General features: G+C 69.7%; 13 protein-coding genes and 1 pseudogene. 11 read left to right on the top strand and 3 right to left on the bottom strand.

Features of this window, described 5'->3' with window-relative positions:
* Positions 1-67: 67 nt before the first annotated feature.
* From lysA to prfA, 6 genes are all read left to right on the top strand, one after another.
* Entirely contained in the window at positions 68-1,477 is a 1,410-nt protein-coding gene (lysA, locus tag O159_RS09210) for a diaminopimelate decarboxylase (RefSeq protein WP_021755527.1), read from the top strand.
* A complete protein-coding gene (locus O159_RS09205; protein WP_021755526.1) occupies positions 1,474-2,829 on the top strand; it encodes a homoserine dehydrogenase in 1,356 nt (451 codons plus the stop codon). The genes lysA and O159_RS09205 overlap by 4 nt, the downstream gene beginning before the upstream one ends.
* Entirely contained in the window at positions 2,829-3,941 is a 1,113-nt protein-coding gene (thrC, locus tag O159_RS09200) for a threonine synthase (RefSeq protein ID WP_021755525.1), read from the top strand. The genes O159_RS09205 and thrC overlap by 1 nt, the downstream gene beginning before the upstream one ends.
* Positions 3,941-4,933, top strand: coding sequence for a homoserine kinase (gene thrB / locus O159_RS09195; RefSeq protein WP_021755524.1), 993 nt, complete (start codon positions 3,941-3,943; stop codon positions 4,931-4,933). The genes thrC and thrB overlap by 1 nt, the downstream gene beginning before the upstream one ends.
* Positions 4,934-5,121: 188 nt before the next feature.
* On the top strand, positions 5,122-7,266 hold the full coding sequence (gene rho, locus O159_RS09190) for a transcription termination factor Rho (RefSeq protein ID WP_456237219.1): 2,145 nt from the start codon (positions 5,122-5,124) through the stop codon (positions 7,264-7,266).
* Between the two features lie 89 nt (positions 7,267-7,355).
* On the top strand, positions 7,356-8,432 hold the full coding sequence (gene prfA, locus O159_RS09185) for a peptide chain release factor 1 (protein WP_021755522.1): 1,077 nt from the start codon (positions 7,356-7,358) through the stop codon (positions 8,430-8,432).
* Between the two features lie 83 nt (positions 8,433-8,515).
* Here the strand turns inward: prfA and epsC are convergent, their stop codons facing one another.
* Both epsC and cysK read right to left on the bottom strand, forming a co-directional pair.
* The gene (gene epsC, locus O159_RS09180) at positions 8,516-9,070 is read right to left on the bottom strand and encodes a serine O-acetyltransferase EpsC (RefSeq protein ID WP_043993672.1); all 555 of its coding nucleotides are present in this window, start codon (positions 9,068-9,070) and stop codon (positions 8,516-8,518) included.
* Positions 9,071-9,073: 3 nt separating this feature from the next.
* Positions 9,074-10,004: pseudogene (gene cysK, locus O159_RS09175) on the bottom strand (cysteine synthase A).
* 63 nt (positions 10,005-10,067) lie between these two features.
* Here cysK and prmC point away from each other — a divergent pair.
* Complete coding sequence (gene prmC / locus O159_RS09170; RefSeq protein WP_021755519.1) at positions 10,068-10,946, top strand: peptide chain release factor N(5)-glutamine methyltransferase; 879 nt, start codon at positions 10,068-10,070, stop codon at positions 10,944-10,946.
* Between the two features lie 17 nt (positions 10,947-10,963).
* Here prmC and O159_RS09165 read toward each other — a convergent pair whose 3' ends face one another.
* Complete coding sequence (locus tag O159_RS09165; protein ID WP_043994221.1) at positions 10,964-11,596, bottom strand: HAD-IA family hydrolase; 633 nt, start codon at positions 11,594-11,596, stop codon at positions 10,964-10,966.
* 78 nt (positions 11,597-11,674) lie between these two features.
* On the opposite strand from O159_RS09165, the gene O159_RS09160 reads away from it, so the two are divergent.
* The 4 genes from O159_RS09160 (at position 11,675) to atpB (ending at position 15,105) form a co-directional block, all read left to right on the top strand.
* Positions 11,675-12,373 carry an L-threonylcarbamoyladenylate synthase gene (locus O159_RS09160; protein WP_021755517.1) on the top strand — a complete coding sequence of 233 codons (699 nt, stop codon included), beginning with the start codon at positions 11,675-11,677 and terminating at the stop codon, positions 12,371-12,373.
* A gap of 4 nt (positions 12,374-12,377) precedes the next feature.
* Complete coding sequence (locus O159_RS09155) at positions 12,378-13,646, top strand: MraY family glycosyltransferase (protein WP_021755516.1); 1,269 nt, start codon at positions 12,378-12,380, stop codon at positions 13,644-13,646.
* A complete protein-coding gene (locus O159_RS09150; protein WP_021755515.1) occupies positions 13,643-14,137 on the top strand; it encodes a hypothetical protein in 495 nt (164 codons plus the stop codon). The genes O159_RS09155 and O159_RS09150 overlap by 4 nt, the downstream gene beginning before the upstream one ends.
* Positions 14,138-14,307: 170 nt before the next feature.
* Positions 14,308-15,105: a F0F1 ATP synthase subunit A gene (atpB, locus tag O159_RS09145; RefSeq protein WP_021755514.1), complete on the top strand. Its 798-nt coding sequence runs from the start codon at positions 14,308-14,310 to the stop codon at positions 15,103-15,105.
* The last annotated feature ends 7 nt before the right edge of the window (positions 15,106-15,112 follow it).

Raw genomic sequence — 15,112 nt, 5'->3', positions numbered from 1 at the left:
TTCAGGGGCCAACCCGGGTCCGCTCGCCAGGGAGGTCCCCACTCGTCGTTCTCGTGAGGTAACCCCTATGGCACCCACCCCGCTCGCGCCATCCTGGCTGAGAGTCCCGGACGACCCGAACGCGCTGGTCCCCGGTCTGTGGTCGCGCACCGTGGTCCGCGACGCGGTCGATGGCGCGCTGTCCGTCGGCGGCGTCCCGGTCACCGCGCTCGCCGGGCGGTTCGGCACCCCGCTCTATGTGGTGGACGAGGCCGAAGCGCGCGCGCGGGCGGTCGACGTCCGCGCAGCCTTCCAGGACGCGTTCGCCGGGGTCGGCACGGCCGCGAAGGTGTACTACGCCGGCAAAGCGTTCCTTTCGATCGAGGTCGCGTGGTGGATGGCCGAGGCCGGGCTCAACATCGACGTCTGCTCGGGCGGCGAGCTGGCGGTGGCGCTGGCGGCGGGCGTCGGGGCCGACCGGCTCGGGTTCCACGGCAACAACAAGTCGGAGGCCGAGATCGAGGCGGTGGTCTCCGCCGGCGTCGGCGCGATCGTCATCGACAGCCTGCAGGAGATCGACCGGGTCGCGGCCGCGGCCTCCCGGCACGGTGTCGTGCAGCGGGTCCGGTTGCGGGTCAACAGCGGTGTGCATGCGCACACGCACGCCTTTCTCGCGACCGCCCACGACGACCAGAAATTCGGCATCGCGCTCTCGGACGCCGCGGCTGCCGCGCGCATCCGCGAGCACGAGAGCCTCGCCTTCCTCGGGCTGCACGGCCACATCGGTTCGCAGATCTTCGGCGCCGACGGCTTCGCCGAGTCGGCCTCCCGCCTGCTGGCGGTGCATCGCGAACTGCTCGCGGGTGGCGATGTCCCCGAGCTGAACCTCGGCGGCGGCTTCGGGATCGCCTACACCGCGGCGGACGACCCGATGCCGATCGGGGAGCTGGCGCACCGGATCGCGGAGACGGTCGCGGCGGGCTGCGCCCGTCTCGGCATCCCGCTGCCGGTTGTCGCGTTCGAGCCGGGACGCTCGATCATCGGGTGTGCGGGGCTGACCCTCTACACGGTCGGGATGACCAAAGAGGTTCTCGCCGCCACCCAGGACGGCGAGACGGCGGTGCGCCGCTACGTCAGCGTGGACGGCGGGATGAGCGACAACGCCCGGCCCGCGCTGTACGGGGCCGACTACTCCGCGCGGATCGCCGGTCGCGTGTCTGCCGCGCCGCCGGTCCTCGTGCGGGTCGCCGGCAGACACTGCGAGAGCGGCGACATCGTGGTGAATGCGGAGTACCTGCCCGCCGACACCGTCCCGGGCGACCTGCTCGCCGTCCCGGCGACCGGCGCCTACTGCTGGACGCTGGCGAGCAACTACAACTATCTTGGACGCCCGGCGGTGGTCGCGGTCCGCGACGGCGAGGCGCGGGTGATCGTGAAGGGCGAGTCGATCGAGGATCTGCTGGCGCGTGACGCCGCATACGAAGGAGCGAACGGATGATCGAGTACCGTAACCTCCGGGTCGCCCTGCTGGGCGCCGGATCGGTCGGCTCGCAGGTGGCGCGCCTGCTGCTGGACCAGGGCGACGAGTTCGCCGCGCGCGTGGGCGCGAGGCTGGAGCTGGTCGGCATCGCGGTTCGCGACCTCGACGCCAAGCGCGACACCGATCTGCCGCGCGAGCTGTACACGACGGAGGCGAGCACGCTGATCCTGGGCGCTGACATCGTGGTGGAGCTGATGGGCGGCATCGAGCCGGCTCGCGGCTACGTACACGAGGCGCTCACCTCGGGCGCCGACGTGATCACGGCGAACAAGGCGCTGATGGCGACGCACGGCCCCGAGCTGTTCGAGGTCGCCGAGCAGGTCGGCGCACAGCTCTACTACGAGGCCGCCGTGGCCGGGGCCATACCGATCATCCGCCCGCTGCGCGACAGCCTCGCGGGCGACCGGGTCGACCGCATCCTGGGCATCGTCAACGGCACGACCAACTTCATCCTCGACCGGATGGACACCACCGGCGCGACGCTGGCCGACGCTCTCGCCACGGCGACCGACCGCGGCTACGCCGAGGCCGATCCGACCGCGGACATCGGCGGCTACGACGCCGCGCAGAAGGCCGCCATCCTCGCGAGCCTCGCCTTCCACACCACCGTGCCGCTCGACCGCGTCCACCGCGAGGGCATCACGAGTGTGACCAAGGAGCAGGTGGATGCCGCTCGCGAGGCCGGGGCCGTCATCAAGCTGCTCGCGATCTGCGAGCGGCTCACCGATCCCGAGACGGGCGAGGAGGGGGTCTCCGCCCGTGTCTACCCGGCCCTCATCGGCCGCGACCACCCGCTCGCCGCGGTGCATGGGGCACACAACGCGGTGTTCGTGCAGGCGGCGGCCGCGGGCGACCTCATGTTCTACGGCGCGGGCGCGGGCGGCGTCGAGACAGCCTCTGCGGTGCTGGGGGATGTCGTGTCCGCCGCGCGTCGTCACGTCGTGGGCGGGCCGGGCGTCGCCGAGTCGACGCACGCGGACATCCCGGTGCTCGACATCGGCCGGGTGATCACCCGCTACCAGATCACGTTGGACGTGGCCGACCAGCCGGGCGTGCTCGCGGCGGTCGCACGCATCCTGAGTGACGGCGGCGTCAGCGTCGAGACGATGCGGCAGTCGGTGCCCACCGCCACGGGCGTCGCCGTCCTGTCGGGCACGGCGCCGATTCACGGTGCCGGAGCGCCCACCGCTACCCTGGTCATCGGCACGCACGAGGCCGAGGAGGCCGCACTGGCGGCCACCGTCGAGGTGCTCGCGGCCAGCGATGTCGTCATCGCCATCTCGTCCGTTCTCCGAGTCGAAGGATACTAATGTCCCCGTCGCCGAAACCGTACAGCAGGCAGTGGCGCGGTGTCCTCCACGAGTACGCCGACCGCCTGAGCGTCTCCGCATCGACGCCGATCGTGACCCTCGGCGAAGGCGGCACCCCGCTCATCCCGGCTCCGGCCCTCTCGGCCCGCACCGGTGCGACCGTGTACGTCAAGTTCGAGGGGATGAACCCCACCGGCTCCTTCAAGGACCGCGGCATGACGATGGCGATCTCCAAGGCGGTGGAGCACGGCGCGAAGGCCGTCATCTGCGCCTCGACCGGCAACACCTCCGCCTCGGCCGCGGCCTATGCGGCCCGCGCCGGCGTCCAGGCCGTCGTCCTCGTGCCGGAGGGCAAGATCGCCACGGGCAAGCTCAGTCAGGCGATCGCCCACGATGCTCAGCTGCTTCAGGTCCAGGGCACCTTCGACGACTGCCTCGACATCGCCCGCGACCTCGCGGCCAGCTATCCGGTTCACCTGGTCAACTCGGTCAACCCCGACCGCATCGAAGGGCAGAAGACGGCGGCGTTCGAGATCGTCGAAGCGCTCGGCGATGCGCCGGACTTCCACGTCGTCCCCGTCGGCAACGCCGGCAACTACACCGCCCACCACCGCGGTTACACCGAGGAGCTGCAGCGCGGCGAGGCCACGAAGCTGCCCCGGATGTTCGGCTTCCAGGCCGCGGGAAGCGCGCCGATCGTGCTCGGCCACCCCGTGAAGGACCCGGACACCATCGCCACCGCCATCCGGATCGGGAACCCGGCGTCGTGGGAGCTCGCGCTGCGCGCGCGCGACGACAGCGGGGGCTACTTCGGCGCGATCGACGATGCCGGAATCCTGGAGGCCCACCGCATCCTGTCGGCAGAAGTCGGCGTCTTCGTGGAGCCGGCCAGTGCGATCAGCGTCGCCGGTCTGCTGGAGCGCTCGGAGGCGGGCGTCATCCCCGCCGGCGCGACCGTGGTGCTCACGGTGACCGGTCACGGCCTGAAAGACCCGCAGTGGGCGCTGCGCACTGCGGACGGCTCCGAGGTTCACCCCACCGTCGTCCCGATCGACAACGCCGCCGTCGCCGAGACCCTCGGCCTGACCTCGAACACGGGAGTGAGCGCGTGATGCTGCGCACGGTCGATCTGAGCGGCCGCTCCGTCGCCGTCAAAGTGCCCGCGACGAGCGCGAACCTCGGCCCTGGTTTCGACACGCTCGGACTGGCGCTCGCCCAGTACGACGAGCTGCGCGTCAGCGTCCGACCGGAACCGGGCGCGACGGTCGCGGTGCAGGGGGTCGGCGAAGGCGAGGTTCCCACCGACGAGACCAACCTGGTCGTCCGCGCGATCGCGCACACGTTCGAGTCCGTCGGCGTCGAGCTGCCGGGGCTGAGCCTGGTGGCGCGCAACAGCATCCCGCACGGCCGGGGGATGGGATCGTCCGGAGCTGCGATCGTTTCCGGCATCATGGCGGCGAAAGGCCTTCTGCAGGGTGTGGCCGACATCGACGCGCAGGGTCTGCTCGCGCTCGCGAACGATATGGAAGGACACCCCGACAACGTCGCGCCGGCGCTGTTCGGCGGGCTGACGATCGCGTGGGTGGCCCCGGACGGACCGCGGTTCAAGAAGCTCATCGTGCATCGCGGGGTGTCGCCCCTCGTGCTGGTCCCCGAGCACGTCATGTCCACCGCGCTCGCCCGCAGCCTTCAGCCGGCCTCCGTTCCGCACGAGGACGCGGTGTTCAACGTCTCGCGCTCGGCTCTGCTCGTCGCGGCGCTCATCCAGAGCCCCGAGCTGCTGCACGCGGCCACCGAGGACAAGCTCCACCAGAGCTACCGCGCCTCGGCCATGCCGGAGACCGACCGGCTGATCACTCTGCTGCGCACCAACGGCTTCGCGGCCGTGGTCTCGGGGGCCGGTCCGTCCATCCTCGTGCTGTGCAGCGACCCGGGCCAGCGGCTCGCCGCCGCCGAGCTCGTCGCGACGCAGGCGGCCGCCGCCTGGCAGCCGCTCATGCTCGCGGTCGACTTCAAGGGGGCCACGGTGACCCGGATCGCAGAGAACGCTGCGAGCGGTGCGGGAGACACACCGGCTGTCGAGAGTCGAAAGCGGCCCCGCTGAGGTGGTAAAGTGTGGGAGAACCCGCGAAGGACCCGTATCACGAGCATATGCAGCTTCCGGGTGATCTCTTAGCAATTATGCCGTCACTCCTGTCTGTGCTTCTGGACCACCGGTGTCATCCGGATGCCCAGAGCGCAACGTAGCGCGGATTCAGAACGCAGCGCGTCGAAGGCAGTCTCGTGTGACGAATGCTCATAGCGGCGCGCACGGAGCGCGCCGGGGGAAAGGAACCCTCTTCAGTGACTGATGTCGAACTCCACGCCGGGGGCGTGGACACCAGCGACCTGACCGCGCTCAAAGTGGCGGAGCTCCAGGCTCTCGCCACCCAGCTCGGTCTCCAAGGCGCAAGCAAACTTCGCAAGGGCGAACTCGTCGCGGCCATCGCCGCGGCGCGGTCCGCGGTGGAGGGCGCCCCTGCGCCCGCCGCCGCGGGTCAGGAGGAACCGGTGAGCGCGGCCTCTCAGCTCCTCATCGAGCCGCTCATCGCTGCGTCCGCCGAGGACAGTGCCGAGCCGGTCGCTGAGCCGGCCGTCGAGGCTGAGCCGGCGGCGGCGCTGCCGCCGCAGACCGGAGGACGCCGCCGCGGTTCGCGCCGCGCGTCCAGCCCGGACGGCACCCGCATCACCGCTGGCACGCACGTCAACACGGGGGAGACGGGCGTCGAGTCGCTGATCCCGGATGTCGATGCGCTGCTCGACTCGGCTCTCGCCTCGCGCGAACAGGCGCAGCGTGACGGCCAGGGCCAGAACGGGAGCCGCCGCGGCCGCGGCCAGAGCGGTCAGCAGGAGCAGAGCTCGCCGCAGACCGCCCCCGCCGAGGGCGCCGACAGCGCCGAGGCGGACGCTTCGCGGCCGGCCGGACAGCCCGGCGACCAGCAGGACGGTCAGACGGGTGGCGGCCGTCGTCGCGGCCGCAACCGCAACAAGGGCGCCGGCGGTCAGAACGGCGAGCAGGTCCAGAACCAGGGCCAGCAGAACCAGCCCAAGGACCTTCAGCAGGGCGGCGACCAGGGCGAGAAGCAGGGCCAGCAAGGCCGCAGCGGTCAGCAGCACGCCGAGGGCGAGCGTCCGGGCCGTTACCGCGACCGCAACCGCAAGCGCCGCAGCGGCGTCGCCGGGGACGAGCTGGAGCCGGAGATCGCCGAGGACGACGTCCTCGTCCCGGTCGCCGGCATCCTGGACGTGCTCGACAACTACGCCTTCGTTCGCACCACCGGCTATTTGCCGGGGGCGAGCGATGTGTACGTCTCGCTCGGCCAGGTCAAAAAGTACAGCCTGCGCAAGGGCGACGCTGTGGTCGGCGCCATCCGCCAGCCGCGCGAGGGCGAGAACAACAGCCGCCAGAAGTACAACGCGCTGGTGAAGGTCGACTCGGTCAACGGCCAGACGGTCGAGGAGGCGGCGGCCCGCGTCGAGTTCGGCAAGCTGACTCCGCTCTACCCGCAGGAGCGGCTGCGCCTGGAGACCGAGCCCACCAAGATCACCCAGCGCATCATCGACCTCGTCGCCCCGATCGGCAAGGGACAGCGCGGCCTCATCGTCGCGCCTCCCAAGGCCGGCAAGACCATCGTGATGCAGCAGATCGCCAACGCGATCACGACGAACAACCCCGAGGTGCATCTGATGGTCGTCCTGGTGGACGAGCGTCCGGAAGAGGTCACCGACATGCAGCGGACGGTGAAGGGCGAGGTCATCGCGTCGACCTTCGACCGGCCCGCAGAGGATCACACCACGGTCGCCGAGCTCGCGATCGAGCGCGCGAAACGCCTGGTCGAGCTCGGTCACGACGTGGTCGTGCTGCTCGACTCGATCACCCGCCTCGGCCGCGCTTACAATCTCACCGCGCCGGCCTCGGGCCGTGTGCTGTCGGGCGGTGTGGACGCCTCGGCGCTGTACCCGCCGAAGCGCTTCTTCGGCGCCGCGCGCAACATCGAGCACGGCGGCTCGTTGACCATCCTCGCCTCGGCGCTCGTGGAGACGGGCTCCAAGATGGACGAGGTGATCTTCGAAGAGTTCAAGGGCACCGGCAATATGGAGCTGCGCCTCTCCCGTCAGCTCGCGGACAAGCGTATCTTCCCGCCCGTCGACGTCAACGCCTCCGGCACGCGCCGCGAGGAGATGCTGATGGGCCAGGACGAGGTCAAGATCACCTGGAAGCTGCGCCGCGCCCTCGCCGGACTCGACCAGCAGCAGGCCCTCGAGATGGTCCTCGGCCGCCTCAAGGAGACCTCGAGCAACGTCGAGTTCCTGATGCAGGTGCAGAAGTCGATGCCCGCACCGGCGAACGGCCACGGCACCGCGCACTCGCACGGCCACGAGAACGACCACCGCTAGTACGAGGACGTGCCCGTCCGTCGCGCCCGTGCGCGCCGGACGGGCACGTTCGTTCGTATCCCGGACACCTCACGGCAGAAAGAAGCCCCATGTTCGAATCGGTCACCGGCCTCCTCGCCGAGCACGACGACCTCCAGCAGCAGCTCTCCGACCCCGAGCTGCACAGCGACCCGGTCCGCTCCAAGAAGGTGAACCGCCGCTACGCCGAACTCTCGCGCATCACGGCCGCCTACACCGAGTGGAAGCAGCTGACCGACGATCTGGAGGCCGCCCGCGAGCTCGCCGCCGAGGACGACGCCTTCGCCGCCGAGATCCCGGGCCTGGAGGAGGGCATCGCCGCGTCGTCCGAGCGCCTCCGCCGCCTGCTCATCCCGCGCGACCCCAACGACAGCCGCGATGTGATCATGGAGATCAAGATGGGCGAGGGCGGCGCGGAGTCGGCCCTCTTCGCCGGCGACCTGCTGCGGATGTACCTCCACTACGCGGATTCGAGGCGCTGGAAGGCCGAGATCATCGAGCAGACCTCCAGCGATCTCGGCGGTATCAAGGATGTCCAGGTGGCCTTCAAAGGCACATCGAGCGATCCGGCCGAGGGCGTCTGGGCCCACCTCAAGTACGAGGGCGGCGTCCACCGCGTGCAGCGCGTCCCGGCGACCGAGTCGCAGGGCCGCATCCACACCTCCGCCGCCGGTGTGCTCGTCTTCCCCGAGGTGGATGAGCCCGAGGAAGTCGCGATCAACCCCAACGACCTCAAGATCGACGTCTTCCGCTCCTCCGGCCCCGGCGGTCAGTCGGTCAACACGACCGACTCGGCCGTGCGCATCACCCACCTCCCGACCGGCATCGTCGTCTCCATGCAGAACGAGAAGAGCCAGCTGCAGAACCGCGAGGCCGCCATGCGCGTTCTCCGCGCGCGCCTGCTCGCCAAACAGCAGGAGGAGGCCGACGCCGAGGCCGCCGAGTTCCGCAAGGGTCAGATCCGCACAATGGACCGCTCCGAGCGCATCCGCACCTACAACTTCCCCGAGAACCGCATCGCCGATCACCGCACCGGGTACAAGGCCTACAACCTCGACGCCGTCATGAACGGCCTCCTCGGCCCCGTCATCGAGTCCTCCATCCTCGCCGACGAAGAGTTCCGCCTCACCCGCCTCACCCCCAACTGACCCCGCAGCCATCGCTTCCTCACTTCTTCAGGCGACACGCCGATGAAGGGCCTGAAGAAGTGAGGAAGCGATGGAGAGGTGGGTCAGATGTAGAGGGTGGGGTCGAGGTCCGGGGCGGGGCTGGGACGGGGGCGAGGGCGAGCGGGGATGCCGGTCAGCACCGAGTCCGGTGGGGCGTCGTGGACGACGACGGCGTTCGCGCCGATGACCGTGCGGGCGCCGATGGTGACCGCCCCGAGGACTTTCGCCCCCGCGCCGACGATCACCCCGTCGTGGACGGTCGGATGTCGTTTGCCGTGCTCGCTGCCGCGCCCGCCGAGGGTGACCCCGTGGTAGAGCGTCACATCGTCGCCGATCCAGGCGGTCTCGCCGATGACGACGCCCATCCCGTGGTCGATGAAGAAGCGGCGGCCGATGCGGGCGCCGGGGTGGATCTCGATGCCGGTCAGGAAGCGCGCGAACTGGGAGAGCATCCGCGCGAGTGTGCGGAGCCCGGCGCGCCACAGCCTGTGCGCGACGCGGTGCGCCCAGACGGCGTGGAGGCCGGAGTACACGATCGCGACCTCGACGGGTCCGCGCGCGGCAGGATCGTGCTTGCGCGCGTTGCCGAGGTCTTCGCGCACCCGGAACACTGGCACGCCTCAGTCCAGCAGGTCTGCCCAGAGGGCTGTGGAGATGTACCGCTCGCCGGTGTCGCAGACGATCGCGACGACGGTCTTCCCCGCGTTCTCGGGGCGTACGGCGATCTGCAGGGCGGCCCACACGATCGCGCCCGAGGAGATGCCGGCGAGGATGCCTTCTTCGCTGGCGAGCTTCTTGGCGGTCTCGATCGCGTCGTCGAAGGACACGTCCACTACCTCGTCGTAGACGGCGGTGTCGAGGATCTCGGGGACGAAGTTGGCGCCGATGCCCTGGATCTTGTGGGGTCCGGCCTTGCCGCCGTTCAGGATGGGGGAGTCGACCGGCTCCACCGCGATCACCTGCACTCCGGGCTTGCGCTCTTTGAGCACCTGCCCGACGCTGGTCACGGTGCCACCGGTGCCGACGCCCGCGACGAAGATGTCGACGCCGCCGTCGGTGTCGGCCCAGATCTCCTCGGCGGTGCTGGCGCGGTGGATGGCCGGGTTGGCCTCGTTGGCGAACTGCTCCGCCCAGATCGCGTTGTCGGTCGTCGCGACGATCTCCTTGGCCTTCTCGACCGCGCCGCGCATCCCTTCCGGCCCGGGCGTGAGCACACGATCTCGGCGCCGAACGCGCGCAGCAGCACGCGACGCTCTTTGCTCATGGTCTCCGGCATCGTGAGGATGACCTTGTAGCCGCGGGCGGCGCCGACCATCGCGAGCGCGATGCCGGTGTTGCCGCTGGTGCCCTCGACGATCGTGCCGCCGGGGCGGAGCGCTCCGGCCTTCTCGGCGGCGTCGACGATGGCGACGCCGATCCGGTCCTTGACGCTCCCGGCCGGGTTGTAGAACTCTAGTTTCCCGCCCCGACACCGGCTGCGAGCCGGTTGAGTTTGACGAGCGGGGTGCGGCCGACGGCTTCCGTGATGTTCTCGTGAATGTTCGCTAGCATACGTTCACTCTAATCCGCCGCTTCTGTTCCGTGTCCGTCTGTGACCGGTAAGCTCGACGGGCCATGTCAGACGAAGCCCCCGCCGCCACGGTCCGCTCCCTCCGCGAGGAGATGGCCGCCCTGCTCGCGCGAGCTGGCGTCCCCGCCCCCGACGTGGACACGGATGTGCTCATCGGGCACGTCCTCGACGTGAGCCGGGGCCGCGTCCAGGCCCTGACGGTGCTGGATGCGCCCCTCGGCTCCGGCGACGCCGCGCGTCTGCGCCGCCTGGCCGAGCGTCGCGCCGCCCGCGAGCCTGTGCAGCACATCACGGGGCGCGCGCCCTTCCGCTCGCTGGAGCTCGCCGTCGGTCCCGGCGTCTTCGTGCCCCGCCCGGAGACAGAGCAGACGACCCAGTTCGCCATCGACGCTCTGCGCGCTGTGCCGTCGCCGGAACCGGTCGCGGTCGATCTCGGCACCGGCAGCGGCGCGATCGCCCTCGCCCTCGCGACGGAAGTGCCGCACGCGCGCGTCTTCGCCGTGGAGAATTCGCCGGAGGCGTTCGTCTGGTCGCGCCGCAATATCGACGGCGCGGGCGCGCCCAACGTCCGGGCTGTGTTCGTCGACCTCGCCGACGCGCTTCCCGAGCTCGACGGCACGGTGGACGTCGTGATCTCCAACCCGCCCTATGTCCCGGACGCCGCAGTGCCGCGCGACCCGGAGGTGCGCCTCTTCGATCCGCACGTCGCGTTCTACGGCGGGGAGGACGGGCTGGACATCGTGCGCACGATCTCCTGGGTGGCATGGCGTCTCCTCCGCTCCGGCGGCGCGCTGGTGCTCGAGCACGGCGAACGGCAGGGCGCCGCCGTCCGCGACCTCCTCACCGCCGACGGCTGGCGGGCGGCGGCGACTCACCGGGATCTGACGGCGCGCGACCGCGTGACGACGGCGAGGCGCGCGTAGTCAGCGCGGCGTCTCGCTCACCTCTCCCGCTCCGCGAAGGCGTGCATCGCCGCGAGCAGTCCGTCGTTGTCGAACGAGCCGTCCTCCCGCGTCACGACGCGGTGGGCGTGCATTCCCGCCTCCCGGGCTCCCTCGACATTGTCGGGGGAGTCGTCGAACAGGATGGCGTCCTGCGCTCGGACGCCGAACCGGTCGAGTGCGCGGGTGTAGACCCGGCGCTCCGGCTTCCGCGACCCGAGAACCGCGGAGACGAGGTCGTTGTCGCCCAGCGTTCCGGCCGCCTCCGGCATCAGCACCGGCAGTGAGTCCTTGAAGGGGATGGGGTTGTTCGACAGCAGCGACACCGTCCCGAGCGCAGCCGCCGCCTTCAGCGCGGCGATCGCGCCCGGGATGGGCGTCATCGCCGCCTTCCGCGCCTCCTGCCACTGCGTCAGCGACAGTCGCGCGCCGGTCACCTCCGCGAACGCGTCCAGGTATTCCTCGCTCGTCGCGTACTCGCCGCTCTCCGCCGCGCGTTCGTGCCCGCCCGCCCACCACGTCGAGGCGAGCCGGTACTGGCTCACGCCGCACAGTTCGGCCAGTCGCGGCAGGCGCTTGCGGAAGTCGTAGCCGTAGAGGGTCTTATCGCAGTCGAAGAAGTAGACGTCCATCGTCACCAGTATCGACCAGTGCGGGAGACGGCGGGGATCAGCGAGCCTTATGCTCCACGCGGCTATCATTGTCCCGTCATGGCAACCATCTACGACTGCTCTGTCGATTCCGACCTCCTCGCCGGCATGCGCCTGGCCCGCGGCGCGATCGGGCGCGGCGAGCTCGTCGTCATCCCCACCGACACCGTCTACGGCGTCGCAGCCGACGCGTTCAGCCCGGCCGCGGTGCAACGGCTGCTCGACGCGAAGGGCCGCGGCCGTCAGTCGCCGCCCCCGGTGCTGGTCCCCGGCCTCCCGACCCTCGCCGCCCTCGCCGAGCACGTCCCGGCCGAGGTGGAGGCGCTGGTCGAGGCGTTCTGGCCGGGCGGCCTCACGATCGTGCTGCCCGCCGCGCCCTCGCTCGTCTGGGATCTGGGGGAGACCAGCGGCACCGTCGCGCTCCGGATGCCGCAGGACCGCATCGCGCTGGAGCTCCTCGCGGAGACCGGTCCGCTCGCCGTCTCCTCGGCCAATCTCACCGGCCGTCCCGCCGCCCGCACCGCCAGAGAGGCGGAGGGGATGCTCGGCGACGCCGTCGCGGTGTACCTCGACGGGGGAGAAGCCGGCAGCGCCTACGATCGGGTGGAGGGCAGGGACTCCTCCTCGACCATCGTGGACGCGACGGCGCTCGCCTCCGGTGCCGGCGGGCTGCGCGTCCTGCGTCACGGCGTCGTCACCGTCGATCAGCTGCGCGCGGTTGCGGGCGATGCGCTCGCCGGGGAGCCGACGGACACCTGATCCCGTGACCCTGCTCCTCGCCCTCGCCCTCGTCTCGGCCGTGATCACGTTCGGGATGTCCTTCGTCGTCTACAAGCTCGCGATGCGCTACCGGCTCTACCCGAAGATCCGCGCGCGCGATGTCCACTCCCGGCCGACGCCCCGGCTGGGCGGCGTCGCCATCTTCCTCGGCATTCTCTTCGCTTTCGGCGTCTCCTGGCTGCTGTCCAGCCAGTTCGGCGTTCTGTCGCTGATCTTCTCCGACTCGGGTCCGATCCTCGCGATCCTGGGCGCCGCGCTCCTCATCGTGGTGATCGGGGTCGCCGACGACCTCTGGGACCTGGACTGGATGACCAAACTCGCCGGCCAGCTCGTGGCTGCCGGCCTCATCGCCTGGCTGGGCGTGCAGATCTACTCCCTGCCCATCGGCGGGCTCACGGTCGGCTCTCCTCTGATGAGCATCGTCATCACGCTCTTCGCGATCGTGCTCGTGATGAACGCGATCAACTTCATCGATGGGCTGGACGGTCTCGTCGCGGGCGTCGCGCTCATCGCCAACGGAACGTTCCTCGTCTACACCTACCTCTTGCAGCGCGAGATCAGCCCGCAGAACTACTTCAGCCTCGCCGGGGTGATCGCGGCCATCCTGGTCGGAGCCTGCGCGGGCTTCCTGCCGCTCAACTGGCACCCCGCCAAGATGTTCATGGGCGACGCCGGCGCGCTCCTGATCGGTTTGCTCATGGCGACCTCGGCGATCTCGGTCACCGGAACCATAAATCCGCAGGATTTGCAGACGCTCGGGAAGTCCTCGCTGGTTCCCGCGTTCATCCCGATCATCCTGCCGTTCGCCGTGCTGGTCATCCCGCTGCTCGACTTCGGTCTCGCCGTCGTCCGGCGGCTGCGCGCGGGGAAGTCGCCTTTCAGCGCCGACCGCAAGCACCTTCACCATCGTCTCCTCGACATGGGCCACAAACATCTGCACGCGGTCCTGATCTTCTACGCGTGGACGGCCGTGCTCTCGATCGGGTGTCTGCTGTTCTTCTTCGACCCGTACTGGATGGCGATCGTGTTCGTCGCCATCGGGCTCGTCGTCTGCACCGCGTTCACGCTCGCGCCGCTCAGCCGGCGGAAGGCCGATGAGGCCGTCGCCGAACTCGCTCCGGCCGGGAGCAAAGAAGCCGAGGAGACGGCTCGCTTCGATCAGCTGGACGCCGCGAGCGAGCGGAGGGAGCCGGCCACGGTCCCGCCCGCAGCGTCCTCCGCCCTCTCGACACCGCCCGAGGAGAACCGATGACCGACCACCAGGCCAGAGCAGCTGTCCCGGAGCCGGAACAGCCACCCGCCCCGCCCACCTCGACCCCCGTCCTGCGCGCCATCCTCCGCTACGGGCTGCTGCTCGCCGCCGTCATCGCGGTGTTCGGGATGGCGCTCGGGGGCATCGGCGCCGGATGGATCGGGGTGACGAGTGCGCTGATCGGCACGGCGATGGCGGCGGTGTTCCTCAGCGTCACCGCACTCAGCATCCTGATCGCCAACCGCTTCATCGCCTCCGACCTCTTCGTCGGTCTGTTCTTCGGCATCGTGCTGGGGGGCTGGATCGTCAAGTTCGTGCTGTTCCTCGTGCTCGCGATCGTGCTGCGCGACCAGCCGTGGATCGACCCCGTGGTCCTCTTCCTCAGCCTCATCGCGGGGGTGATCGGCTCGCTCGCGATCGACGTCGTGGTGGTCGCCCGTTCGCGCATCCCCTACGTCAGCGACGCCCGGCTCCCGGGCGAGAAGCGTTGACGCGCATCCGATTGGGTGCGGCTTGAAAACTCTTGTAGAGTTGTCAGCGATCCTTCACCCGTCGTGCCTACGCTGCATCGGTGCGCGAGAAGCGGGTGTCCACCGTTCGTCGTCGCGAGGGCTTTCAGCTCGACGCCCCGAAACAGGAGATAGCGCTGTTAGCTAACGCTGTGAACCTGCTGGTCCAGGCCGCAAGCTCCGATGATGGAAGCTTCCAGGGTCCGTCGATCAACGAGTTCTTCCCACCCAATCTCTTCACTATCGGCGGGATCGAGTTCAACCGCATCATCGTCGTCCGGCTCATCGCGCTGGCCGCCCTGCTGCTGGTCTTCTGGATCGGCACCCGCAAGATGACGATCGTTCCGCGCCGCTTCCAGTCGGTGGTCGAGATGGGTCTGGACTTCGTCCGCGTCAACATCGCGGAGGATCTGCTCGGCCGCAAGGACGGCCGCCGGTTCCTGCCGCTGCTGACGACCATCTTCTTCATGGTGCTGTTCTTCAACCTGATGGGCATCGTCCCGTTCCTGAACATCGCAGGCACATCGGTGGTCGCGCTGCCGATGCTGCTGGCGATCGTGGCCTACATCGCGTTCATCTACGCGGGCATCAAGAAGAGCCCGAAGAACTTCTTCAAGAACGCGCTCTTCCCGCCCGGTGTCCCGCCGGCGCTGTACATCATCGTGACGCCCATCGAGTTCGTCTCGACCTTCGTGCTCCGGCCGATCACGCTGACCCTCCGGTTGCTGATGAACATGGTCGTCGGGCATCTTCTGCTCGTCCTCTTCTTCACCGCAACCGCCTGGTTCCTCTTCGAGGCGGGGGGCTGGTGGTCGCTCTTCGGCGTCGGAACCTTCGCCTTCGGCTTTGCTTTCACCCTCTTCGAGATCCTGGTGGCTGTCCTCCAGGCCTACGTCTTCGCTCTGCTGACTGGCGTCTACATCCAGCTGGCCGTCGCCGAGGAACACTAAGAACGGT

It is taken from the genome of Leifsonia xyli subsp. cynodontis DSM 46306 (assembly GCF_000470775.1).
GTDB classification, from domain to species: domain Bacteria; phylum Actinomycetota; class Actinomycetes; order Actinomycetales; family Microbacteriaceae; genus Leifsonia; species Leifsonia cynodontis.
The sequence above is the reverse complement of the archived record's forward strand: the minus strand, read 5'-3'. Positions and strand labels throughout refer to the sequence as shown.

Coding starts and splice junctions, on each gene's coding strand:
- prmC (WP_021755519.1), top strand. CDS start 10,068: ATGTCAGACGAAGCCCCCGCCGCCACGGTCCGCTCCCTCCGCGAGGAG.
- O159_RS09205 (WP_021755526.1), top strand. CDS start 1,474: ATGATCGAGTACCGTAACCTCCGGGTCGCCCTGCTGGGCGCCGGATCG.
- prfA (WP_021755522.1), top strand. CDS start 7,356: ATGTTCGAATCGGTCACCGGCCTCCTCGCCGAGCACGACGACCTCCAG.
- thrC (WP_021755525.1), top strand. CDS start 2,829: ATGTCCCCGTCGCCGAAACCGTACAGCAGGCAGTGGCGCGGTGTCCTC.
- O159_RS09160 (WP_021755517.1), top strand. CDS start 11,675: ATGGCAACCATCTACGACTGCTCTGTCGATTCCGACCTCCTCGCCGGC.
- O159_RS09150 (WP_021755515.1), top strand. CDS start 13,643: ATGACCGACCACCAGGCCAGAGCAGCTGTCCCGGAGCCGGAACAGCCA.
- O159_RS09165 (WP_043994221.1), bottom strand. CDS start 11,596: ATGGACGTCTACTTCTTCGACTGCGATAAGACCCTCTACGGCTACGAC.
- thrB (WP_021755524.1), top strand. CDS start 3,941: ATGCTGCGCACGGTCGATCTGAGCGGCCGCTCCGTCGCCGTCAAAGTG.
- lysA (WP_021755527.1), top strand. CDS start 68: ATGGCACCCACCCCGCTCGCGCCATCCTGGCTGAGAGTCCCGGACGAC.
- rho (WP_456237219.1), top strand. CDS start 5,122: ATGCTCATAGCGGCGCGCACGGAGCGCGCCGGGGGAAAGGAACCCTCT.